This is a genomic window from Comamonadaceae bacterium M7527, from assembly GCA_021044545.1.
Classification (GTDB): Bacteria; Pseudomonadota; Gammaproteobacteria; order Burkholderiales; family Burkholderiaceae_C; genus RS62.
Window position 1 is genome coordinate 669,707 of record CP087990.1, and the last position, 21,938, is coordinate 691,644.

A 21,938-nucleotide genomic window follows, 5' to 3' on the forward strand; every position below is an offset into this window, starting at 1 on the left:
AACCGCTGCGCGCACCGCTTGGCTAATGCACTTGCGCCACACACTGAGACACTTCCACAGGGCTTAACAACCTGGTGGGAATCAACTCGCCACCGGCGGTGTGCGCAGAGCCCAAAAAGGCTTGCGGCGCGTCACCCCAAACGGCAACCAGTGGCTGGGCTTTGCCGTATTGCTCACCACGCAAGCGCACGCCGCTTAAAAAGCGTCCTGCATCATGACTGGCCAATGTGACGGCTGGCACATCGGGCAGCAGGCTGTGCACAGGCAGCAAAGTCTGCAAGCGGATATCGTCGGCCATGGCCTCCAGCTCGGTGAGTGACACCGTGCCATGCTGGGCGCAACCATCATCCAGCGTAAAGCCGCCCGTTTGGGTACGGCGCAAACTGGCCAAATGCGCACCACAACCTATGGCCGCGCCAATGTCTTCACCCAAGGTGCGTATGTAGGTGCCCTTTGAGCAGGACACTCGCAAGCTGATCACGCCTGGATCAGCCGTTGGTGTCAATTGCAAGTCAAATATATGTACCGCCCTGGCCTCACGCTCAAGCGTGACACCTTCGCGCGCGTATTCGTAAAGGGCTTTGCCATCCTTTTTAAGCGCTGAATACATGGGCGGCACTTGCTGTATGTCGCCCACAAACCGAGCAGCTACCGCATCCAGAGCGGCTTGGTCCAGGGCTGGTACCGGCCTGGTCTCAAGCACGTCGCCCTCGGCGTCAGCGGTAGTCGTGGTCACACCAAGCCTCACATGGGCTATGTAGGCCTTGTTGGCGTCCAGGTGCAACTGGCTGAATTTGGTGGCGGCGCCAAAGCACAGCGGCAGCATGCCTGTAGCCAGCGGGTCAAGCGTGCCTGTGTGGCCGGCTTTTTCGGCGCGCAACAACCACTTGGCCTTTTGCAAGGCTTGGTTGCTTGAGAGTCCTATGGGCTTGTCCAGCAGCAACACCCCGTGCACGGGGCGACGCGTCACCGAACTCCGCCGCTGCTGTTGCGGTGAGTTCATGGAATCAGTCGTCCTTGGCCCTGGATGAAACGGCCTTGGCGATCAAGGCGTTCATGTCCGCGGCGTGTTCTGCCGTGCGGTCAAAGTGAAAGTGCAGTGTCGGCACGGTGTGGATGTGCAAGCGCTTGAACAAGCCATTGCGCAAGAAGCCTGCACCCTGGTTCAGTGCTTCTTCAGTCTTGATGGGGTCGCCCACCAACAAGCTGAAAAACACCTTGGCATGCGCATAGTCTGGTGTGACTTCAACGCTTTGAATCGTGACCATACCCACGCGCGGGTCTTTCAACTCGCGCGCGATCAACTCCGACAAATCGCGCTGGATCTGATCGGCCACCCGGTAGCCCCGGTTGGGTGTTGATGATTTTTTGATGGCCATATGGTTGCTGTGCCCTGCTCTGCCTTACGACAGGCGACGCGCCACTTCCTTGACTTCAAAGAACTCGAGCTGGTCGCCCTCTTTGATGTCGTTGTAGTTTTTCAGCTTGATACCACACTCAAAGCCTTCCTTGACATCGCGCACGTCGTCCTTGAGGCGCTTGAGGGTGTCGATCTCGCCGGTGTAAATGACCACGTTTTCGCGCAGCAAGCGGAAGTGCGCCGAACGGGTAACTTGACCGCTGGTAACCATACAGCCTGCAACCGTACCAATCTTGGAAGCCACAAACACGGTGCGAATTTCTGCACCGCCTATGACTTCTTCTCGGCGCTCTGGTGCCAGCATGCCGGAAATGGCAGCCTTAACTTCATCTACGGCGTCGTAAATGATGTTGTAGTAACGCACGTCAATTTCGTTGTTGTCAGCCGCCTTGCGCGCGCCTGCGTCGGCTCGCACGTTAAAGCCAATCACCACAGACTTGGAGGCAATGGCCAGGTTGATATCAGACTCGCTGATACCGCCCACGCCTGCCATCACGATTTGCACCTTGACTTCGTCGTTGGACAACTTGAGCAACGAGGCTGCCAGCGCCTCTTGCGAGCCCTGCACGTCTGCCTTGATGATCAGCGGCAGTGTTTGCACCTCACCCGCACCCAAGTGGCTGAACATGTTCTCAAGCTTTGACGCTTGCTGCTTGGCCAACTTGGTAGAGCGGAACTTGCCTTGACGGTAGGTTGCAATTTCGCGGGCACGACGCTCGTCCAGCATGACCATAAAGTCATCACCAGCGGCTGGTACTTCTTGCAAACCCTGGATCTCAACCGGAATAGACGGGCCAGCTGTTTTGGCAGGCATGCCGTTCTCGTCCAGCATGGCGCGCACGCGACCATGGCTGTGACCAGCCAGCACCACGTCGCCAGCCTTCAAGGTGCCAGACTGCACCAGCACGGTGGCCACTGGGCCACGGCCTTTGTCCAGGCGGGCTTCAATCACGATACCCTTGGCCATTGCGTCAACAGGCGCCTTTAATTCAAGCACTTCGGCTTGCAATAACACTTGCTCCAGCAAGTTGTCAATACCGGCGCCTGTTTTGGCAGACACCTCAACAAACGGTGAGTCGCCGCCGTATTCTTCTGGCACCACTTCTTCGCTCACCAGCTCGCCTTTGACGCGCTCTGGGTTGGCATCGGGCTTGTCCATTTTGTTGATGGCCACCACCAAGGGCACGCCAGCTGCTTTCGCATGCTTGATCGCTTCCTTGGTTTGCGGCATCACGCCGTCATCAGCAGCCACCACCAAAATGACAATATCGGTGGCTTGAGCACCACGGGCACGCATGGCGGTAAACGCCTCGTGTCCAGGTGTGTCAAGGAAAGACACCATGCCGCGCTCGGTTTGAACGTGGTAAGCGCCAATGTGCTGCGTGATACCACCAGCCTCACCGCCAGCCACCTTGGCTCGGCGGATGTAGTCCAGCAGCGATGTTTTACCGTGGTCAACGTGGCCCATGACGGTAACCACTGGTGCACGCGGCAGCAGCTCGGAGTCGTGCGCTGACGCCTCTTCTTCTGTAAATGCCTCTGGGTCGTCAAGCGCAGCCTGCACGGCTGTGTGGCCCAACTCTTCCACCACAATCATGGCGGTGTCCTGGTCCAAAGGCTGGTTGATGGTGGCCATTTGGCCCATCTTCATCAGCTCTTTGATGACCTCAGACGCCTTGATGGCCATCTTGTGCGCCAGCTCGGCCACAGTAATGGTTTCTGGCACGTGGATTTCCAGGGCCTTGAACTCGGTAGGCACAACAAATGTTGACTCTTCGCCGCGTCCGCGCTTGTCGCCACGGCGTGAACCGCCTTTGGGACCACCGCGCCAATTGCCACGACCGGCTGTGGTGTCGCCACGGGTTTTGATTTCTTTTTTCTTGCCAGCTTCGTCTTTCCAGGTGGACGACAAATTCTCTGACTTGATTTCCTTGCGTGCGCCGGCTGCAGGCTTGGCCGCTTCCGTTTTTGTTTCTTCGGGCTTTTTGGCCACCAACACCTTTTTCTGAGGTGTGGCCATCATTTCGCGAATGGCTGCAGCCTCCGCCTCAGCCTTGCGACGGCGAATCTCCAAGGCCTTTGTACGCTCTACCTCAGCCTGTGTGGCGGCAGCGGCGTCTACCTTGGCTTTGTCATCGGCAGCTTTGCTGGCGGCAGCTTTGTCAGACGCGGCCTGCACCTTGGCAGCTGCTGCTTTTTCGTCAGCGCTCACTACAGGCACAGCTTTTTTGGCGGCAAATTGGTTGGCTGCTGCCGCTTCAGCGTCAGCGACAGCACGCGCTGCGGCACGTGTGGCCTTGGCTTTGGCTTCACCGCTGTCTGCAGCATCGACTGCAGGCTCGGCGCTTTCAGCAGCGCTTGCCTGGGCCAGTTGGGCCGCTTGCTCAGCAGCGGCTTGCGCCTCTTCAGCTTCGCGGGCAGCGCGCTGTGCGGCAAGGGCTTGCTCTTCTTGACGAATTGCCTCGGCCTCAACTTGGGCAGCGGCTTCGCGACGGGCCAGCTCCAGGTCTTGCTCGCTTGGCACGTCTGGCTTGGCGGTTACGGCTTCATCGTCACGCCTGATAAAGGTGCGCTTTTTTCGCACTTCAACCTGAATGGTGCGGGCACCGCCACGCGCGTCAGCCTGCTTGATTTCGGACGTCGATTTTTTAACCAGTGTGATTTTTTTGCGCGCAGGTGCAGCAGTGCCATGAGCACTTTGCAAGTGCGCCAGCAATTGTTGCTTGTCCGCATCGGACACGGTATCTGTAGAACCTTTTTTGGTCACGCCCGCGCTGGCGAGTTGCTCCAATAGGGTTTCAGTTGGCTTGTGCAGCTCAGCTGCTAATTCTGCGACGGTTGTACTGGTCATAAAACTTCTTTCCTGTGGGCCTCCGTGATCAAGACTGCTCTTGAGCGTCGTCTGCCGCAAACCAATGCTCGCGGGCTTTTGTGATCAGGGCTTGCGCCTCTTCTTCTGACTGTCCGGTGATCTCTTGCAACTCATCTGTAGCCAAGTCAGCCAAATCGTCGCGTGAATGCACGCCCGCATCTGCCAGCTTGGAGATCAACTCAACCGTCAAACCTTCAAGGTCACGCAAATCTTGCGAGACGTCTTCAACGTTTTCTTCATGCGCCAACTCAAGGGTTAGCAGCACGTCTTTGGCACGTGTGCGCAACTCGTTGACAGTGTCTTCGTCAAAGGCTTCGATTTCCAGCATTTCCTGCAGCGGCACGTAGGCCACTTCTTCCAGGCTGGTAAAGCCTTCTTCGATCAGGATGTCAGCGATTTCTTCGTCAACATCGAGCTTTTCCATGAACAAACCACGCACGCTTTGCGCTTCTTCGGCCTGCTTTTGCGCCGACTCGTCGGCCGTCATGATGTTGATGCGCCAGCCTGTAAGCTCAGAGGCCAGACGCACGTTTTGACCGCCACGGCCAATGGCGATGGCCAGGTTTTCCTCGTCAACCACCACGTCCATGGCACCGCGCTCTTCGTCAACCACGATGGATGTGACGTTGGCGGGTGCAAGCGCACCAATGACGAACTGCGCTGGGTCTTCGCTCCACAACACAATGTCAACGCGCTCGCCTGCAAGCTCGTTGGTAACGCCGTTGACGCGTGAGCCGCGAACACCCACACAAGTACCGATGGGGTCTACGCGTGCGTCGTGGGACACCACAGCGATTTTGGCGCGTGAGCCTGCGTCACGGGCGCATGATTTGATTTCCAGCGTGCCTTGCTCGATTTCAGGCACCTCTTGGCGGAACAACTCCACCATAAAACCAGGCGCTGAGCGTGACAGCAAAATAGGGGCACCGCGCAAAGTGGTGTCCACTTCCATGATCATGGCGCGCACACGGTCGCCAGGGCGGAAGTTCTCTTTGGGGATCATCTCGGTGCGACGCAAACGGCCTTCAACACGGCCGCTTTCAACAATGATGTCGCCCTTGTCCAGGCGCTTGACGGCACCTACCAGAATTTTCTCGCCTCTGGCCATGAAGTCGGCCAGAATCATTTCGCGCTCGGCTTCACGGATTTTCTGCAAAATCACCTGTTTGGCCGCCATTGCGCCAATGCGGCCAATCGGCATGGTCTCAATGGCTTCTTCAATGTAGTCACCCACCTGAATTTCAGGGTCTTCCTCGCGGGCGTCAGACAAGATTTCTTCAGCATCTGGCACTTGCAAGCCAGCCTCGTCGGGCACAACCAACCAGCGGCGGAAGGTCTCAGCCTCGCCAGTGTCTTTATCAATAGACACGCGAATGTCTACATCGTCTGGGTACAGCTTTTTAGTGGCTGAGGCCAAGGCCAATTCAACGGCGGCGTACACCACGTCGCGCTCTACGCTTTTCTCGCGTGAGATCGCATCTACCAACATCAACAGTTCGCGATTCATGTCAACTCGCCTGCCTTTCAAAACTCAAAACGATATTCAAAACTTAACAACTTGCTTCAGGTCGCCGCGCTGGGCGCGGGTGCGACCTTGGGCTTGCGCCCACGAAAATCAACAATAGGTGCCAAACGCGCTTCGCGCACATCGGCAAACTCGAACTGCATGGCCTGAAGCGGTGCTTCCTGGCGCTTTTTACTCACGCGCACGCCTGGCTTCACTGGTGGCGCATCGCTCCACACCAGTTGCCACTGTTTGCCTTGTCCCTCTGGGGCTTGCACACCTGGGTCTTCCAGGGTGCCGCGAAATTTTTCCGGTTCGCTGACACGCTGGAATCGGTAGAGCCAATGGGCTCTTTCAAGGTGATGTCAATCACCTCACCGACGAAGCGGGCGAAATCCGCGTCGCCGCGCAGCAAACGGTCAATACCGGGCGAGCCGACTTCAAGACGGTTGTAGTCCACGTTTTCAACTTCCAGCAAAAAACGCAACTGCTTGGTCACAGACTCACAGTCTTCGACGGTAATGAGCTGCTCGGGCTGATCCGCAACAAAGGGCATATCAATGGTGATGCGCAGCAGGCCTCCGGCGGAACGTTCAATTTCCACCAAATCAAAACCCAAACCAGTCACACTGGTGGTTACTGCTTCTTGCCAAGACATGCGCCCGAATCAACCCTTCAATTCACAACAACTATAAAAACCAACGACACAAACAAAACAACGCCCTAACACACGACGCCGCACCAACAGCCGCTTGCACACACCTAGACCGAGCCCAGACACAGACAAGACAACATCAGCACAAGCACACCGTACGTTGGGCGAAGCCAAAAAAATGGGCGGTGTAAACCCGCCCATTTGGTCGTGAAGCTAGCATTTTAACCCGATTTTTGAACTAATTCAATGCGTTGCAGCCTACATTCCCAAAAACCACTTGATAAATTGCTTGGCAACAAAACCCAACATGCCAAAGCTGAGCACCAAAAACAATATAAAGGTGCCGAACTTGCCCGCTTTTGATTCTTTAGCCAGCGAAAACACGATAAACAACATATAGGCAATAAACGCCCCTACACCGACAGTCAAGCCAAATTGCGCAATGTCGCCCTCAGAAAACCCCCATAAACTGGCTTGCATCATGCAGTCCTGTCTTGGCGGCCTGCACGACGGTCTTGGTCATTCAACCAGGCTTGGGCATCAGCGTAGGCATGCCAACTGGCATGCGCCAACCACGGCACAACGTACACCAGGCCAAACAAGGCCGTGAGCATGCCTATGCCCACCAGACTGAACAGCGTGGCGGCCCAGGCGGCCATCAGAACGGGGTGCGCACCGCAAATGCGCCAGCTGGCCAGCACCGCCTGCCACACCGAAGCGCGGCTGGACACCAGCATGGGCAGCGCCACCACGCTTGAGGCAAACATGGGTGCGGCCAACAGGCCGCCCAGCAGCAGCCACCACTCAAACAAATAGCCCTCGGGTGCCAGCACCACAAAATGCAAGAAATCAAGGGGCTTTTTGATGGCGATATCAGAAAACGCGGTGATCAAGCCCGCTGAGCTCAATACCCAGCCCGTACCCGCCAAGCCCAGCAGCAAGCCAAACCCAATCAGGCGCTTGTCAAACGACAACCACACAAACAAGACATCCCACAAGTCCACCTTGTAACCAAAGTATTGCCCACGACTGACCTCATACAACGCCGTGACCAATACCGGCCCAACAATCAAAAAGCCCGAGTAGACGCCGGCCAACAACCAAAACTCATCTCGCGCAAGCCACATCAGCAGCCAACCCACCACCACCAGGGCCAGGCCGTGCAAGACGCCTGGCCATGGGTTGCGTCGCATATCTTGCGCACCCAGGCGCAACCAGCGCCCAACAGCCGTAAAGTCCATAACAGGCGGCTGGCCGGGTGCAGGTGTGTGGCTGGTGTGAACAAGGGGCATGGTTGGATGTGGCAAAGCGGTCTCACAGTAGGGAGTAGCCCACAATATATGCCAGCCAGCCCTGAGGGCTTGATATTTCTCAACCCAATGCGCCGCGCCCCCCAAGGGTGGCATGCGACAATTCACCCACATTTAACTGGCACAAAATAAGCTTGCACAAAAGCCAACCATATGTTTTGGAGATATCAATGAGTGAACGCACTGGGTTCTTAGTCGGCAAAAAATTACTGATTACCGGCGTACTGTCTAACCGCTCAATTGCCTATGGCATTGCAAAAGCCTGTCATGCACAAGGCGCAGAGCTTGCTTTCAGCTACGTGGGTGAGCGCTTCAAAGACCGCATTACCGAGTTTGCGGCCGATTTTGATTCCACACTCATTTTTGACTGCGACGTGGGTGACGATGCACAAATTGACGCCTTGTTTAAAGATCTGTCTGCTACTTGGCCCACATTTGACGGCTTTGTGCACGCCATAGGCTTTGCACCCAAAGAGGCCATTGGTGGCGACTTCCTGGAAGGCTTGAGCCGCGAGGCATTTCGCATTGCACATGACATCAGCGCCTACAGCTTCCCGGCCATGGCCAAGGCTGCAAAGCCCTACCTCAATCCCAAGTCAGCGCTGCTGACGTTGAGCTACCTGGGTGCTGAGCGTGCGCTGCCCAACTACAACACCATGGGCTTGGCCAAGGCCTCGCTAGAGGCATCGGTGCGTTACACCGCAGAATCCCTGGGCCCCAAGGACGTTCGCGTTAACGGCATCAGCGCTGGCCCCATCAAAACCCTGGCTGCCAGCGGTATCAAGGGCTTTGGCAAAATTTTGAGCCAAGTTGCGCAAACAGCGCCTATGCGACGCAATGTCACCATTGAAGACGTGGGCAACGTCGCCGCCTTCCTGCTCAGCGACCTGGCCAATGGCGTAACGGCAGAGATCACTTACGTAGATGGTGGTTTTAGCAATGTGGTCGGCGGCATGTCCGAGGCCGAATAACACCACCAACCACGCCAACAACCACTACAAAAGAGCTACCTATGACCATTGCTTTTTGGTGCGTACTGGCATCAGCCCTGATGCCATATGTATGGACGGGTGCAGCCAAGTTTGGCAAACCAGACCCCGCACATGCCAAGCCAGCGCGCTATGACAACCACGCACCGCGCGCCTACCTGGACCAATTGAGCGGTCGCAAGCGGCGCGCGCATTGGGCGCAACTCAACTCATTCGAGGCATTCCCCGCCTTCGCCGCAGGCGTTGTCATTGCCCACATGGCAGGTGGTGACGAGCAGGTGATAGACGCACTGGCCATGTTGTTTGTGGTGTTTCGCCTGGCCTATGGTTACTGCTATATCGCAGACAAACCCAGCGCACGCAGCCTCACTTGGCTGGGCGGCATTGTGTGCGTGGTGGGCTTGTTTGTTGCAGGTGCTCTTTAGCGTTGTCTTCGCCCTTTAAGGCGTGTCGCGCTTGACATTGAACCAAGCCGCGTAAATGGCGGGCAATGCCAGTAGCGTCAGCACCGTGGCCACAATCAAGCCACCCATGATGGCAATGGCCATGGGCCCCCAGAACACGCTGCGCGACAGCGGAATCATGGCCAACACAGCGGCGGCTGCGGTGAGTGCGATAGGACGCAAGCGGCGCACGGTGGACTCAATAATGGCGTCCCAAGCGGCTATGCCTTTGGCGCGGTCTTGTTCAATTTGGTCTATCAAGATAACCGAGTTGCGCTGAATCATGCCCATCAGGGCAATCACACCCAGCAACGCTACAAAGCCAAATGGCTTGTCAAACAACAGCAATGCACCGGCCACACCGGCAATGCCCAGAGGGCCTGTCAAAAACACCAGCAAGGCGCGGCTAAAGCTTTGCAATTGCAGCATCAGCAGGGTAAACACCACAAACAGCATGATGGGCACACCTGCCTGAATGGATGATGTGCCCTTGGCACTTTCTTCAACCGCACCGGCTACGCTGATGCTGTAACCACTACGCCCTGTTGCGGCCCAGCCCGCTTCTATCTCGCGCAACACGGGTAACAGCTGCGCGGTCACGGTGGCGCCTTGCAAGCCGTCAATGATGTCACCTTGAACGGTAATGGCGTATTGGCGACCTTCGCGCCACAGCACGCCTGGCTCCCAGTCGAACACAGGCTTGGCAACTTGCACCAGCGGCACCATGCGCCCGCTGGATGTGGGGATGTAAGCGTTTTGCAACGCGGCCAGGCCATCGCGCTCGTTGACGGGTTGGCGCAACACAATGTCTATCAGCTTGTCACCGTCACGGAACTGCCCAACGGTGCTGCCAGACAGCAAGGTGCGTGTGGCTTGTGCAATGCTTTGTGCACTTACGCCCAACTCGCGTGCGCGGGTCTGGTCTACCTCAAGGCGCAGCACTTTGATGGACTCGTTCCAGTTGTCGTTCACGCCGCGCATGCTGGTGTTGGCGCGCATGGCGGCCTTTACCTCTGTGGCCAGCTCTCGCAGCACCACCGGGTCAGCGCCCGACACCCGGAACTGCACGGGGTAAGGCACTGGCGGGCCGCTTGGCAGCAACTTCACACGCGCACGAACTTGCGGAAACTTGTCGGCCAACAAGGCGGGCAACTCAGCACGCAAACGCTCACGCGCTTTGATATCTTTGGGCACCAGGATAAATTGGCTCACATTGTTTTGCGGAAACACCAAGTCAAGCGGCAGGTAAAAGCGCGGTGCCCCAGAGCCCACCCACACACTGACTGATCCCGCATCAGCTTGCTGCAGCAGTGTGGCCTCGACCTCTTTGGTCAGCGCCTCGTTGGCCTCAAATGATGTGCCCTCTGGGAACCACAAGTCCACCAACACCTCTGTGCGGCTGGAGTCAGGGAAAAATTGCTGCTGCACTTGCCCCATACCCACCAGGCCGGCGACAAACAACGCCAGTGTGGCGGCAATGGTCTTCCAGCGGTTACCCACGCACCATTGCACAGTCGCGCGAAAGCGGTTGTAAAAAGGCGAGTCAAACACCTCGGCTTCTTCAGGGTCTGTGTCCAGATCCACGTCTGGTGCGGCGTGGTGATGCTGCTTGACCTTGAGCAAACGCGTACCCAAATAAGGCACAAAGTAAACAGACACCAGCCAGCTCACCACCAACGCCACAGACGTCACAGCAAAAATAGCAAAGGTGTACTCACCCACGGTGGACTGCGCCATGCCAATGGGCAAAAAGCCTGCTGCCGTAATCAGGGTGCCGGTCAGCATAGGCATGGCAGTGACTTCGTAGGCGTAAACGGCCGCACGCATTTTGTCTGCGCCCTGCTCCATTTTGCGCACCATCATCTCTACCGCAATGATGGCGTCGTCTACCAATAAACCCAATGCAATGATCAGCGAGCCCAGCGAAATTTTGTGCAGGCCAATGCCCCAATACTTCATGCACAAAAAAGTCACGGCCAACACCAGCGGAATGGTAATGCCCACCACCAGGCCGGGGCGCACATCCACATACCAGCCAAAGCGCCCGCCCTTGTGCAAGCCCAACGCCAAAAAGCTCACGCCCAGCACAATCACCACGGCTTCAATCAGTACCTTGATGAACTCAAACACGGACTCAGACACCGTTTTAGGCTGATCTTGCAATTGCACCAAGCGCACGCCCACCGGCAGTGTTTGCTCTATACCGGGCACAGCTTCTTGCAGGGCTTTGCCCAAAGCAATGATGTCGCCGCCTTTGGCCATGGACACACCCAAACCTATGACTGGCTCACCTTGATGGCGCACCTTGACGTTGGGCGGATCTGCGTAGCCACTGGTCACCGTTGCGATGTCACCTAGCACTATGGTTTGCCCAGACGCGCCGCGTATAGGCGTTTGACGCAACGCCTCTATGCTGGTGAATGCGCCGTCCACGCGCACTTCAAACATATCGGACGCATTGGTGGTGGCACGCGCACGCCCTGCACTTTCGACGGCGTTTTGTTGGTTGATTTGAGCCAACACCTGGCCAAAGTCCAAGCGCAACTGGGCCAGCTGGGCTTGTGCAATGTCTATAAAAACCTTTTCGTCTTGCACGCCAAACAAGGCCACTTTGGCGACGTCTGGCACGCGTAGCAATTGTTCGCGCACGTCGTCAGCAAAGGCTTTGGTTTGCGCGGGTGTGAAGCCTGGCGCTTCCACGGCATAAATCACACCGTAAACATCGCCAAAATCATCGTTGAAAAACGGCCCAATGACGCCCTGCGGCAAAGCGCTTTTGGTGTCGGCGATTTTCTTGCGCACGGTGTACCACACGTTGGACACCTCAGCGCCTGGTGAGGCGTCTTGAAGCTGGAAAATAACTTGTGATTCGCCGGGCTTGGAGTAGCTGCGTATTTTGTCGGCGTAAGGCACCTCTTGCAGCGTGCGCTCAATGCGGTCTGTCACCTGCTCTGCCACTTGCTGCGCGTTGGCGCCAGGCCAGTAGGTCTTCACCACCATGGCTCTGAACGTAAAGGGTGGGTCTTCGTCTTGACCCAGCTGGAAGTAGGCTGCGACACCCAGCAACATCAACACCACCATCAGGTAGCGTGTGAGTGGCGCGTGATTCAAGGCCCATTCCGATAGGTTGAAGCGTTTTATATTGGTTGATGTGGACGACATAAAAAATCAGACCCTTTTGAGTCAGTTGGGTGGTGGTGGCGGCTTGGTCAGGTGGTATTAATTGATAAAACGCTTCACCACTTGGCCAGGCGTTAACGCATGCGCGCCAGCGCTCACCACTTCATCACCTTGTTGCAGTCCACTCACCAACAAGCCATCGTCCAGCACTTGCACCACCTGCACAGGCTTGGCAAGAACAGTCATGGCCTGTGGCTCTAGTACCCACACAGCACTGGTCGCACCGTCAAGCCACACCGCCGTACTGGGCAACTTGGTGGTGGCCAACTCAGCCTCACCACCCGACGTATCAGCATCTTTCGTCGCCACATGGACTTGCGCCGTGCTGCCCAAAGGCCACTGCGCATCAGCTGCCAGGCGCACGCGCACCAAGTAACTGCGTGTCACTGGGTCGGCGCTGGCTGCCACGTCTACCACGTTGCCGCTGCTGGTGGCACTTGAAGCCAGGCTGGTCACCTGTACGGTTTGCCCAGGCGCGACAGAGGTCAAGCGCTGTTGGGGTACGGCAAACTGCACTTCACGCGGACCACTGTGCGCCAGGCGAACCACTACAGCACCCGCACCAACCACTTGGCCCAACTCGCCCTCGGCACCCGTAATGACGCCTGCGCTGGGCGCACGCAATTGGGTGTAAGCCAGCTGATTGCCTTGAACAGACGCGCCCGCTGCAGCGCTGCTCAGCTGCGCAACAGCAGCGTTGTAGCTGGCCTGGTAGCGTTGCAGTTGCGCCTCGCCCACAAAGCCTTTTGCAGCCAGATCTTTGTAACGTGCCAAGTCGGCAGTGGCCAGCGCCAGCTGGCTTTGCGCCGCATCCCGCTGGGCTTTGGCAGAGGCTGCAGACAGCTGATAGTCACTGCTGTCCAAGCTGGCAAGCAAGTCACCCGCTTGAACGCGCTGGCCAATATCAACGGGGCGGCTTTTCAGCTTGCCACCCACTTGAAAGCCCAGCAAGCTTTCAGACTGGGCACGCACCTCACCCGAATAAGTAAAGCCATTTTCAGCCGCAGCAGAACTGCCGATGGTGATCAGCTGCACGGCCCGCACAGGGGCTTGCCTGACCTCTTGCTGACCGCAGGCGGCAACGGCAAAGGCAACAACGCCAAGTGCAAACAAGCGAGAAGCAAATAAACAGGACATGGCGCAACAACAAAACTAAGGGGTGAAACAGATGGCGTAGCGCACGGTGAAAACCACCTGAGAATGCCGCTATTGACCGATTGGTCAACAAATTGTAACTGAAAGGCAGGCCATACCGGCGGGACTCACACAATAAGCTCAGCGAACAAATCGACAGCTTGGTAGCATGACGCCATGTCGCACGCCACAGAACTTGACCTGCCATGGTTGGAGCCGCACCAGCCGCTGCCCCCAGCGCGCCAAGCGTGGCCCAGCGGCACAGCCTATCCGGGTTTGCTGGCGGCTGGCGGCGACCTGAGCGTAGACAGACTTTTAGACGCCTACAGCCGAGGCATATTTCCCTGGTTTAGCGACGGCGAGCCAATTTTGTGGTGGTCTACCAGCCCTCGCATGGTGCTCGTGCCTGCGCATTTCAAATTGCACAAAAGCCTTCGCAAACAGCTGCGTGGCTTTCTTAACAATCATCAGCTGCGCATTGCTGTTGACACCCACTTCAAGCACGTCATCGCCCAATGCGCCACCGTTGCAAGAGACGGCCAGGCGGGCACATGGATAGGCCCTCAAATGCGCCAGGCCTATACCGCGCTGTTTGAAGCTGGCTACGCACACTGCATCACCGCCTGGATAGACGACGTGTGCGTGGGCGGCCTGTACGGCGTAGCCATAGGGCGCATGGTCTATGGCGAGTCCATGTTTAGCCTGCAAAGCAATGGCTCCAAGTTGGCATTGGCAGCACTGGTAGCCATTTGCAGGCGCGAGCAGGTAGCCCTGATTGACTGTCAGCAGGTCACGTCTCACTTGGCGTCGTTGGGAGCCGCGCCCATATCGCAAGACGCCTTTTTACAAACGCTTGAGCTGGCATGCACTAATCCCATGATCAATTGGGCGTTTGACCAAGCCGACTGGGCCTGGCTGGACGAAAGACTGGCATGACACACCCGCAAGAGCTCCCCATCAACACGGTACAGCTGTACGCCACAGCGCCCTACCCGTGCAGTTACTTGCCCAACTTGCAAGCACGCTCACAAGTGGCCACACCCAGTCACCTGGTACACGACGATGTATACGCAAGCCTGGTCGCCACAGGCTTTAGACGCAGCGGCTTGTTCACCTACCGCCCACACTGTGACGGCTGCAGTGCGTGTGTACCGGTGCGGGTACTGACCCAGCAGTTCAAACCCAACCGCAGTCAGCAGCGCAACTACAAGGCCCACCAACACTTGCACGTACGCGTGCTGCCAGTCGCATTTGACCCCACCCACTACGCCCTGTATCAGGCCTACCAACACAGCAGGCATGCTGGTGGCGGCATGGACAACGACAGTGTTGAACAGTACAAACAGTTTTTGCTGCAAAGCCGCGTGAACACACGCTTGGTCGAGTTTTGGCAGCCCGCCACCCCAAACCAGGCCGCCAAACTCGTGATGGTGTGCATCATGGACGTTCTTGATAACGGCTTGTCAGCGGTGTACACGTTTTTTGATGCAAGTATCAAGTCGGGCTTGGGCACCTACGCCGTGTTGTGGCAAATAGAGCAAGCGCGCCAAGCCGACATTGCGTATTTGTACCTGGGCTACTGGATAGCACAAAGCGACAAAATGAACTACAAGCGCCTCTTTATGCCGCAAGAGCATTACCTGCAAGAGCGCTGGGAGGCTGTGGCCGTTGTGACGGCTTGAGCCCACTGCACTAAACGTTCACAGTGGCATAGCGTTTCACGCTATAAAATGGGCTTGCACCATGTCGTTGCTTGTTACGGCATCAACCCGCAGCCAATAAAGTCATGTCCGAGCCAGAACACGCCAAGCCAGCCGTCCAAGTCATAGAGCGCATTTTCGTACTCTTGGAGGTATTGGCGCAGCAGCGTGAGCCTATGGCGCTGAAGGACATCAGCGAAGGCGCAGGCCTGCACCCCTCCACCACACACCGCATATTGAACGACCTTGCGATTGGGCGCTTTGTAGACAGGCCAGAAGCTGGCAGCTACCGCCTGGGCATGAGGTTGCTGGAGCTGGGCAATATTGTGAAAGAGCGCCTAAGCGTGCGAGACGCCGCCATAGGCCCTATGCGCGAGCTGCACCGCCATATTCAACAGCCTGTCAACTTGAGCGTGCGACAAGGCGATGAGATCGTATACGTGGAACGTGCTTACAGCGAGCGCTCTGGCATGCAGGTAGTCAGAGCCATTGGCGGGCGGGCGCCGCTGCACCTCACCTCTGTGGGCAAGCTGTTTTTGGCAAGCGAAGACATGCCGCGCCTGCGCAGCTATGCCACACGTACAGGCCTGGCAGGCCAAACGCGTAACAGCCTCACCCAGCTACCCATGCTTCAGCGCGAGCTGCTTGAGGCACAGCGCACCGGTATTGCGCGCGACAACGAAGAGCTGGAACTGGGCGTGCGCTGTATGGCAGCCGGTATTCGTGACGACCAAGGTCGGCTTGTGGCAGGTCTTTCCATATCAGCGCCAGCCAGCCGCCTGGACGACGCGTGGCTGCCCAAGCTGGTGAACACTGCGCGGACCATCTCGGCGGCACTGGGCTACCACGACAACCTGTAACAGACCAGACAACTTGAAGCCACAAAAAAGCCACCCAAGGGTGGCTTTGTCACGTGTCAACGGGCTGCGCCTTTGTTGCTATGAACGGTTGCTGTTGGCGATGGTCGCGGCATGCTCGCCGATGGGGTTGGTGGTCTCCACCCACTTGCGTACGCGACGCGCATCAGCCAAGCGCGTGTACTTGCCCTTGGAGTCCAAAAACACCATGATCAAATTGCGCCCCGCAACTGCTGTTTGCATCACCAGGCAGCGACCTGCTTCGCGTATGTAGCCTGTTTTTTGCAAGCCAATATCCCAATCGTCCGAGCGCACCAGGCCGTTGCTGTTCACGTATTTCAAACGGCTGCGACCAGATCGTACCGACGTGGACTCAGCGGTAGACAACTCGCGCAACAGCGGCCTGTCGTGCGCTACAGAGACCAAAATGGCCAAGTCGCGCGCGCTTGACTTGTTTTTGCTGGATAAGCCTGTGGGCTCTACGTAGCTTGTGTCTGTCATACCCAGCAAGCTGGCTTTGGCGTTCATGTTGGCAACAAACGCCGCCTCACCGCCTGGAAAGGTACGGGCCAAGGCATGTGCTGCACGGTTTTCACTGGACATCAAAGCCAGATGCAATGCCTGTCCACGTGTGAGCTTGGTGCCCAAGCGCAAACGTGACGAGCTTTTCTTGATACGGTCCACGTCATCGCGCGTGATGACGATTTTCTCGTCCATATCCAAATTGGCGTCGTTGATGATGAGGCCAGTCATCAGTTTTGTGAGTGATGCAATGGGCAGCACCGCTTCGTCGTTTTTGCTAAACAACACCTCGTGCGTGTCCTGGTCAATCACCAGGGCCACGCTGGACTTGAGGTTCAGCGGATCAGCCGTCTGGTTCAAGCCCAGTTGGCTTGCGGCAGATACAGATGACGAACGGCTACGGCTGCTGACCTTGCGCTTGCTGGTGGTGCTTCGCGCACTGGTCTTGACAACTTTGGTGGCGTAATTCTTGGCAACCACACGCGGCTCTTTTGCCTGAGCCTCACGCACAGTGGCCGCGCCAAACAGCAGTGTGACTCCTACAAAGGCAGCACTCAACAGTGTTAGACGTGATTTCAAAATACCTTGTCCCCGGGTTTGGTCTTTATCGCTTCGAATCATTTTAAGGGGAAAAATGAAAATGTCCAGTAATTTCAAGCATTTAAGCAATATAGCTAGACTGGGTCTAGCTTCAAAAATGAAGCCATAAGAAAACACTTGACACGGTTTTTCAACTGGTATATCGCTTTGTTGAGGACTGAAGCATTAAAAAATTAATTAGTTACGCAAATGCAACAGACAAAAAAATACCGCTGACAGGCATTGGCCTGTCAGCGGTATTTCACTAGAGCGGATTAAACCAACGGTCGGCGCCTATAGCGCAGGCTGCTACAAAAGCGATCAGCCTTGTGCAGACACCCTCTCAGCCGTGCTGTGCAACTTGTTTAAAGCGCTGAGGTAAGCCTTGGCAGACGCGACCACGATATCTGGGTCAGCACCCACGCCGTTGACCACGCGTCCAGAGTGCTGCAGGCGCACTGTGACTTCACCCTGGCTTTCAGTAGAACCAGAGGTGATGGCGTTTACGGAATACAACACCAACTCTGCGCCACTGTTGACATGGCTCTCAATAGCCTTCAAGGACGCATCTACGGGGCCGTTGCCGGTTGCGGTGCCCGCAAGCTCGGCACCTTTGGCATTGAACACCACGCTGGCAGTGGGCTTCTCGCCTGTCTCGCTGCTTTGCGACAAGGACACCAGGCTGTACAGCTCGGCAGCGCTACCCGCTTGCTCCTCACTGACCAAGGCCAAAATATCTTCGTCAAAAATGTCGGCCTTACGGTCTGCCAGCTCTTTGAACTTGGCAAATGCGGTGTTGATGTCGGCCTCAGACTCCATGGCGATGCCAAGCTCTTGCAAGCGCTGCTTGAACGCGTTGCGCCCGCTGAGCTTGCCCAACACAATTTTGTTGGCACTCCAACCCACGTCTTCGGCGCGCATGATTTCATAGGTATCGCGGGCCTTGAGTACGCCGTCTTGGTGAATACCAGACGCATGGGCAAACGCATTGGCACCCACCACCGCCTTGTTGGGCTGCACCACGAAACCAGTGGTTTGACTCACCATGCGAGAAGCAGGCACGATTTGACTGATGTCTATGCCCACGTCCAGGCCAAAGTAGTCTTTGCGTGTGCGCACCGCCATCACCACCTCTTCAAGTGAGCAGTTGCCAGCACGTTCACCCAAACCGTTGATGGTGCACTCGACCTGACGCGCGCCACCTATTTGCACACCTGCCAATGAGTTGGCCACGGCCATACCCAAATCGTTGTGGCAATGCACAGACCAAATCGCCTTGTCTGAGTTGGGAATACGCTCACGCAAGTTTTTAATGAAGTTGCCATACAACTCGGGCACGGCGTAGCCCACTGTGTCCGGGATGTTGATGGTGGTCGCACCTTCGTTGATCACAGCTTCAATCACCCGGCACAGGAAGTCGGGGTCTGAGCGGTAGCCATCTTCCGGACTGAACTCCACATCACCCACACGGCTGCGCGCATAACGCACAGCCAGCTTGGCTTGCTCAAACACCTCGTCGGGTGTCATGCGCAACTTCTTCTCCATGTGCAAGGCACTGGTGGCAATAAACGTGTGTATGCGCGCAGAGGCAGCACCGGCCAAAGCGTCGGCTGCTCGGCCAATGTCCTTGTCATTGGCCCTGGCCAGCGAGCAAATGGTGGAGTCTTTCACCGCGTCGGCAATCGCCTTCACCGCCTCAAAGTCACCGTTTGAGCTGGCGGCAAAGCCCGCCTCGATCACGTCCACCTTCAGCCGCTCCAACTGGCGCGCAATGCGCAGCTTCTCGTCACGCGTCATGGAAGCGCCGGGCGACTGCTCACCGTCGCGCAAAGTGGTGTCAAAAATTACAAGCTTATCCGTCATGACTTACTCCGAGAGGTTTTTACAACTTAGCACAGGTACAAATAAAAACGGCCCGCTGCGCTGGCAAACGGGCCGTTGGTTCAGAAGCGCACGCGCGTCAACCAACCGACCCTTTGGTCAGTAGGCTTAGCAGGTGTAGGCTGCTGGCGCAGGTGCGTGCTGAAAAATTCATAGCGAGAATGTATCACAAAGTGTCAAACCCATTGTCACCCTTGTTAATCTGGGTTGACTGCGCCTGAGCAGGCTTCACCACGCTTGATCGCGCTTAATCGTGCAATCCGCGCTCATCCGGCTCGTCTGTTGAAGTGCTGATCATGCTAGTGGGCTGGCCCTTGAATTTGCGCCAGCCATACAAGGCATAGCCAGACAGGCCATAAGCCATGAACAACGCAAACAGCACGGTTGGCGGATGAATGTTGACAACAGCAATGCCCAAAGCAATCGCCACAATCGCGGCAAACGGCACGCTTTTCTTGAGGTGCATGTCTTTGAAGCTGTAAAACGGCACATTGGTAACCATTGTCAAACCCACATACAAGGTGAGTGCAAACATAGGCCAGGCCAACTGGGTTGGATCCAGCTCAATCTCGCCAGACAACCAAATGGCACCCGCCACCAAGGCTGCCGCAGCCGGTGACGGCAGGCCCTGGAAATAACGCTTGTCAACAACACCTGTGTTGACGTTGAAGCGCGCCAGGCGCAGGGCCGCGCAAGATACGTACACAAACGCTGCAATCCACCCCCAGCGCCCCAAGTCACGCAGCGTCCACTCATAGGCAATAAGCGCAGGCGCGGCGCCAAATGACACCATGTCGCTCAAGGAGTCCATTTGCTCACCAAACGCGCTTTGGGTGTTGGTCATGCGGGCGACACGTCCGTCAAGGCTGTCCAAAATCATGGCCACAAAAATGCCCAGCGTGGCCAGGTCAAAGCGGCCATTCATGGACATAACCACCGCATAAAAGCCACCAAACAAAGCGGCCAAGGTGATCATGTTGGGCAACATGTAAATACCTTTTTTACGCAACGGCATGGCTGACGCTGAAGATGCACCGGTGCTGGATTCGCTGCTTGGTTCGTTTTTGTTAACGGTCATATGGTCGTTCAATTCGGCAAGAGCTACAGTTTAAAGCACCCTCACCCGCTGCTGTGCGCGCAGCCCACAAAGAAAAAGGCCACCGATGTGGCCTTTTCAATACAACAGGCTTGGCCCCATTGGGTCCAAGCGACTTGTATCAGTTGCGGGTTTGGTCTACCAGCTTGTTCTTGGCAATCCAGGGCATCATGGCGCGCAGCTTTTCGCCCACGACTTCGATCTGGTGATCAGCCGTGTTGCGACGACGTGCAGTCATTGACGGGTAGTTCAGGCGACCTTCCTGAATGAACATCTTGGCGTAGTCACCGTTTTGGATACGCTTCAAGGCGTTGCGCATGGCTTCGCGCGACTCGGCATTGATAACCTCTGGGCCGGTCACGTACTCACCAAACTCTGCGTTGTTGGAGATGGAGTAGTTCATGTTGGCAATGCCGCCTTCGTAGATCAGGTCCACGATGAGCTTGAGCTCGTGCAAGCACTCAAAGTAAGCCATCTCGGGTGCGTAACCCGCTTCAACCAGGGTCTCGAAGCCCATTTTCACCAGCTCAACCGCACCACCGCACAACACGGCTTGCTCGCCGAACAAGTCGGTTTCGGTTTCTTCTTTGAAGTTGGTCTCAATGATGCCGGCCTTGCCGCCGCCGTTGGCCATTGCGTAGCTCATGGCCAGTTCACGCGCTTTGCCTGACTTGTCCTGGTGTACCGCTACCAGGTGTGGCACGCCGCCACCTTGCGTGTAGGTATTACGAACGGTGTGACCAGGGGCCTTGGGCGCCACCATCCACACGTCCAGGTCAGCACGTGGAACCACTTGGTTGTAGTGCACGTTGAAACCGTGGGCAAACGCCAAGGAAGCGCCTTGCTTGAGGTGTGGCTCAATGCTGCGGTAGACGTCAGCAATGTTCTCGTCTGGCAACAAAATCATTACAACGTCAGCGGCTGCAACTGCATCGTTGACTTCGGCAACGTTCAAGCCAGCTTTGCCAACCTTGTCCCATGAGGCGCCGCCCTTGCGCAAGCCCACTACGACCTTGACGCCAGACTCGTTCAGGTTTTGTGCGTGTGCGTGGCCTTGGCTACCGTAGCCAATGATGGCAACTGTCTTGCCTTTGATCAGGCTCAAATCGCAATCTTTGTCGTAAAAAACTTTCATGGTGGTCCTCGTTATAAAAATGGATTGAAAAACAAACTAAACAAATGAAATGTGTGTGCGGGCAAAGCCGTTATACGCGCAGTATTCTCTCACCCCGGCCAATGCCACAGGTGCCAGTGCGCACGGTTTCCAAAATGGCGCTGGTGTCAATGGCCTGCAAAAACGCATCGTTTTTGCTTTGATCACCCGTTAGCTCAACGGTGTAAGAGCGGTCGGTCACGTCAATGATGCGGCCACGGAAGATGTCGGCCATGCGCTTCATCTCTTCGCGCTCTTTGCCTACGGCGCGCACTTTAACCAGCATCAGCTCGCGCTCGGTGTAAGCGCCTTCTGTGAGGTCTACCACTTTCACAACCTCAATGAGGCGGTTTAAGTGCTTGGTGATTTGCTCGATGACGTCTTCAGAGCCAACCGTTTGTATGGTCATGCGCGACAAGCTGGGGTCTTCTGTAGGTGCAACAGACAAGGACTCAATGTTGTAGCCACGGGCTGAGAACAAACCTACCACGCGCGACAGCGCGCCGGGTTCGTTCTCTAGCAAAACTGCAATGATGTGTTTCATGGTGTGGGTGCTTCTTTTCGCCGCCCTCCCCAGCGCACGGTAATACGCTGGCTTGGCAGGCAATAGACTCAAAAAAGAGCCAAGGCGTTGGCAGCGCGC

18 protein-coding genes and 1 pseudogene are annotated in these 21,938 nt (G+C 56.5%); 5 read left to right on the plus strand and 14 right to left on the minus strand.

Annotation, left to right across the window (positions count from 1 at the left end):
- Positions 1-22: 22 nt before the first annotated feature.
- From truB to LN050_03185, 7 genes and pseudogenes are all read right to left on the minus strand, one after another.
- A complete protein-coding gene (gene truB, locus LN050_03155; GenBank protein ID UFS56858.1) occupies positions 23-1,003 on the minus strand; it encodes a tRNA pseudouridine(55) synthase TruB in 981 nt (326 codons plus the stop codon).
- Between the two features lie 4 nt (positions 1,004-1,007).
- Positions 1,008-1,379, minus strand: coding sequence for a 30S ribosome-binding factor RbfA (gene rbfA / locus LN050_03160; protein ID UFS56859.1), 372 nt, complete (start codon positions 1,377-1,379; stop codon positions 1,008-1,010).
- A 24-nt stretch (positions 1,380-1,403) separates the two neighbouring features.
- Complete coding sequence (infB, locus tag LN050_03165; protein ID UFS56860.1) at positions 1,404-4,271, minus strand: translation initiation factor IF-2; 2,868 nt, start codon at positions 4,269-4,271, stop codon at positions 1,404-1,406.
- Positions 4,272-4,299: 28 nt separating this feature from the next.
- Positions 4,300-5,799 carry a transcription termination factor NusA gene (gene nusA, locus LN050_03170; protein UFS56861.1) on the minus strand — a complete coding sequence of 500 codons (1,500 nt, stop codon included), beginning with the start codon at positions 5,797-5,799 and terminating at the stop codon, positions 4,300-4,302.
- Between the two features lie 56 nt (positions 5,800-5,855).
- Positions 5,856-6,454, minus strand: a pseudogene (gene rimP / locus LN050_03175) (ribosome maturation factor RimP).
- Between the two features lie 255 nt (positions 6,455-6,709).
- Entirely contained in the window at positions 6,710-6,934 is a 225-nt protein-coding gene (locus LN050_03180; GenBank protein UFS56862.1) for a DUF2788 domain-containing protein, read from the minus strand.
- Positions 6,931-7,743 (minus strand): DUF2189 domain-containing protein, encoded by an 813-nt coding sequence (locus LN050_03185; protein UFS56863.1) that lies wholly within the window; start codon positions 7,741-7,743, stop codon positions 6,931-6,933. The genes LN050_03180 and LN050_03185 overlap by 4 nt, the downstream gene beginning before the upstream one ends.
- Before the next feature lie 188 nt (positions 7,744-7,931).
- On the opposite strand from LN050_03185, the gene fabI reads away from it, so the two are divergent.
- On the plus strand, positions 7,932-8,732 hold the full coding sequence (fabI, locus tag LN050_03190; GenBank protein UFS56864.1) for an enoyl-ACP reductase FabI: 801 nt from the start codon (positions 7,932-7,934) through the stop codon (positions 8,730-8,732).
- 41 nt (positions 8,733-8,773) lie between these two features.
- Positions 8,774-9,175 (plus strand): MAPEG family protein, encoded by a 402-nt coding sequence (locus LN050_03195; GenBank protein ID UFS56865.1) that lies wholly within the window; start codon positions 8,774-8,776, stop codon positions 9,173-9,175.
- A gap of 15 nt (positions 9,176-9,190) precedes the next feature.
- Here LN050_03195 and LN050_03200 read toward each other — a convergent pair whose 3' ends face one another.
- On the minus strand, positions 9,191-12,355 hold the full coding sequence (locus LN050_03200) for an efflux RND transporter permease subunit (protein ID UFS56866.1): 3,165 nt from the start codon (positions 12,353-12,355) through the stop codon (positions 9,191-9,193).
- A 57-nt stretch (positions 12,356-12,412) separates the two neighbouring features.
- Positions 12,413-13,510: an efflux RND transporter periplasmic adaptor subunit gene (locus LN050_03205; protein UFS56867.1), complete on the minus strand. Its 1,098-nt coding sequence runs from the start codon at positions 13,508-13,510 to the stop codon at positions 12,413-12,415.
- Positions 13,511-13,684: 174 nt separating this feature from the next.
- Here LN050_03205 and aat point away from each other — a divergent pair, with 174 nt between their 5' ends.
- The 3 genes from aat (at position 13,685) to LN050_03220 (ending at position 16,067) form a co-directional block, all read left to right on the plus strand.
- The gene (gene aat / locus LN050_03210; protein UFS56868.1) at positions 13,685-14,443 is read left to right on the plus strand and encodes a leucyl/phenylalanyl-tRNA--protein transferase; all 759 of its coding nucleotides are present in this window, start codon (positions 13,685-13,687) and stop codon (positions 14,441-14,443) included.
- Positions 14,440-15,189, plus strand: a complete 750-nt coding sequence (locus LN050_03215; protein UFS56869.1) for an arginyltransferase — start codon at positions 14,440-14,442, stop codon at positions 15,187-15,189. Before aat ends, LN050_03215 begins: the two co-directional genes overlap by 4 nt.
- Before the next feature lie 104 nt (positions 15,190-15,293).
- Positions 15,294-16,067, plus strand: coding sequence for an IclR family transcriptional regulator (locus tag LN050_03220; protein UFS56870.1), 774 nt, complete (start codon positions 15,294-15,296; stop codon positions 16,065-16,067).
- 78 nt (positions 16,068-16,145) lie between these two features.
- Here LN050_03220 and pbpG read toward each other — a convergent pair whose 3' ends face one another.
- The 5 genes from pbpG to ilvN all read right to left on the minus strand — a co-directional run bounded on the left by pbpG (position 16,146) and on the right by ilvN (position 21,839).
- Positions 16,146-17,168 (minus strand): D-alanyl-D-alanine endopeptidase, encoded by a 1,023-nt coding sequence (pbpG, locus tag LN050_03225; GenBank protein UFS57303.1) that lies wholly within the window; start codon positions 17,166-17,168, stop codon positions 16,146-16,148.
- Positions 17,169-17,486: 318 nt separating this feature from the next.
- On the minus strand, positions 17,487-19,028 hold the full coding sequence (locus LN050_03230) for a 2-isopropylmalate synthase (protein UFS56871.1): 1,542 nt from the start codon (positions 19,026-19,028) through the stop codon (positions 17,487-17,489).
- Between the two features lie 265 nt (positions 19,029-19,293).
- Positions 19,294-20,061 carry a CDP-diacylglycerol--serine O-phosphatidyltransferase gene (gene pssA / locus LN050_03235; GenBank protein UFS57304.1) on the minus strand — a complete coding sequence of 256 codons (768 nt, stop codon included), beginning with the start codon at positions 20,059-20,061 and terminating at the stop codon, positions 19,294-19,296.
- A 202-nt stretch (positions 20,062-20,263) separates the two neighbouring features.
- The gene (gene ilvC / locus LN050_03240; GenBank protein UFS56872.1) at positions 20,264-21,277 is read right to left on the minus strand and encodes a ketol-acid reductoisomerase; all 1,014 of its coding nucleotides are present in this window, start codon (positions 21,275-21,277) and stop codon (positions 20,264-20,266) included.
- A gap of 70 nt (positions 21,278-21,347) precedes the next feature.
- On the minus strand, positions 21,348-21,839 hold the full coding sequence (gene ilvN / locus LN050_03245) for an acetolactate synthase small subunit (GenBank protein UFS56873.1): 492 nt from the start codon (positions 21,837-21,839) through the stop codon (positions 21,348-21,350).
- Positions 21,840-21,938: the final 99 nt, after the last annotated feature.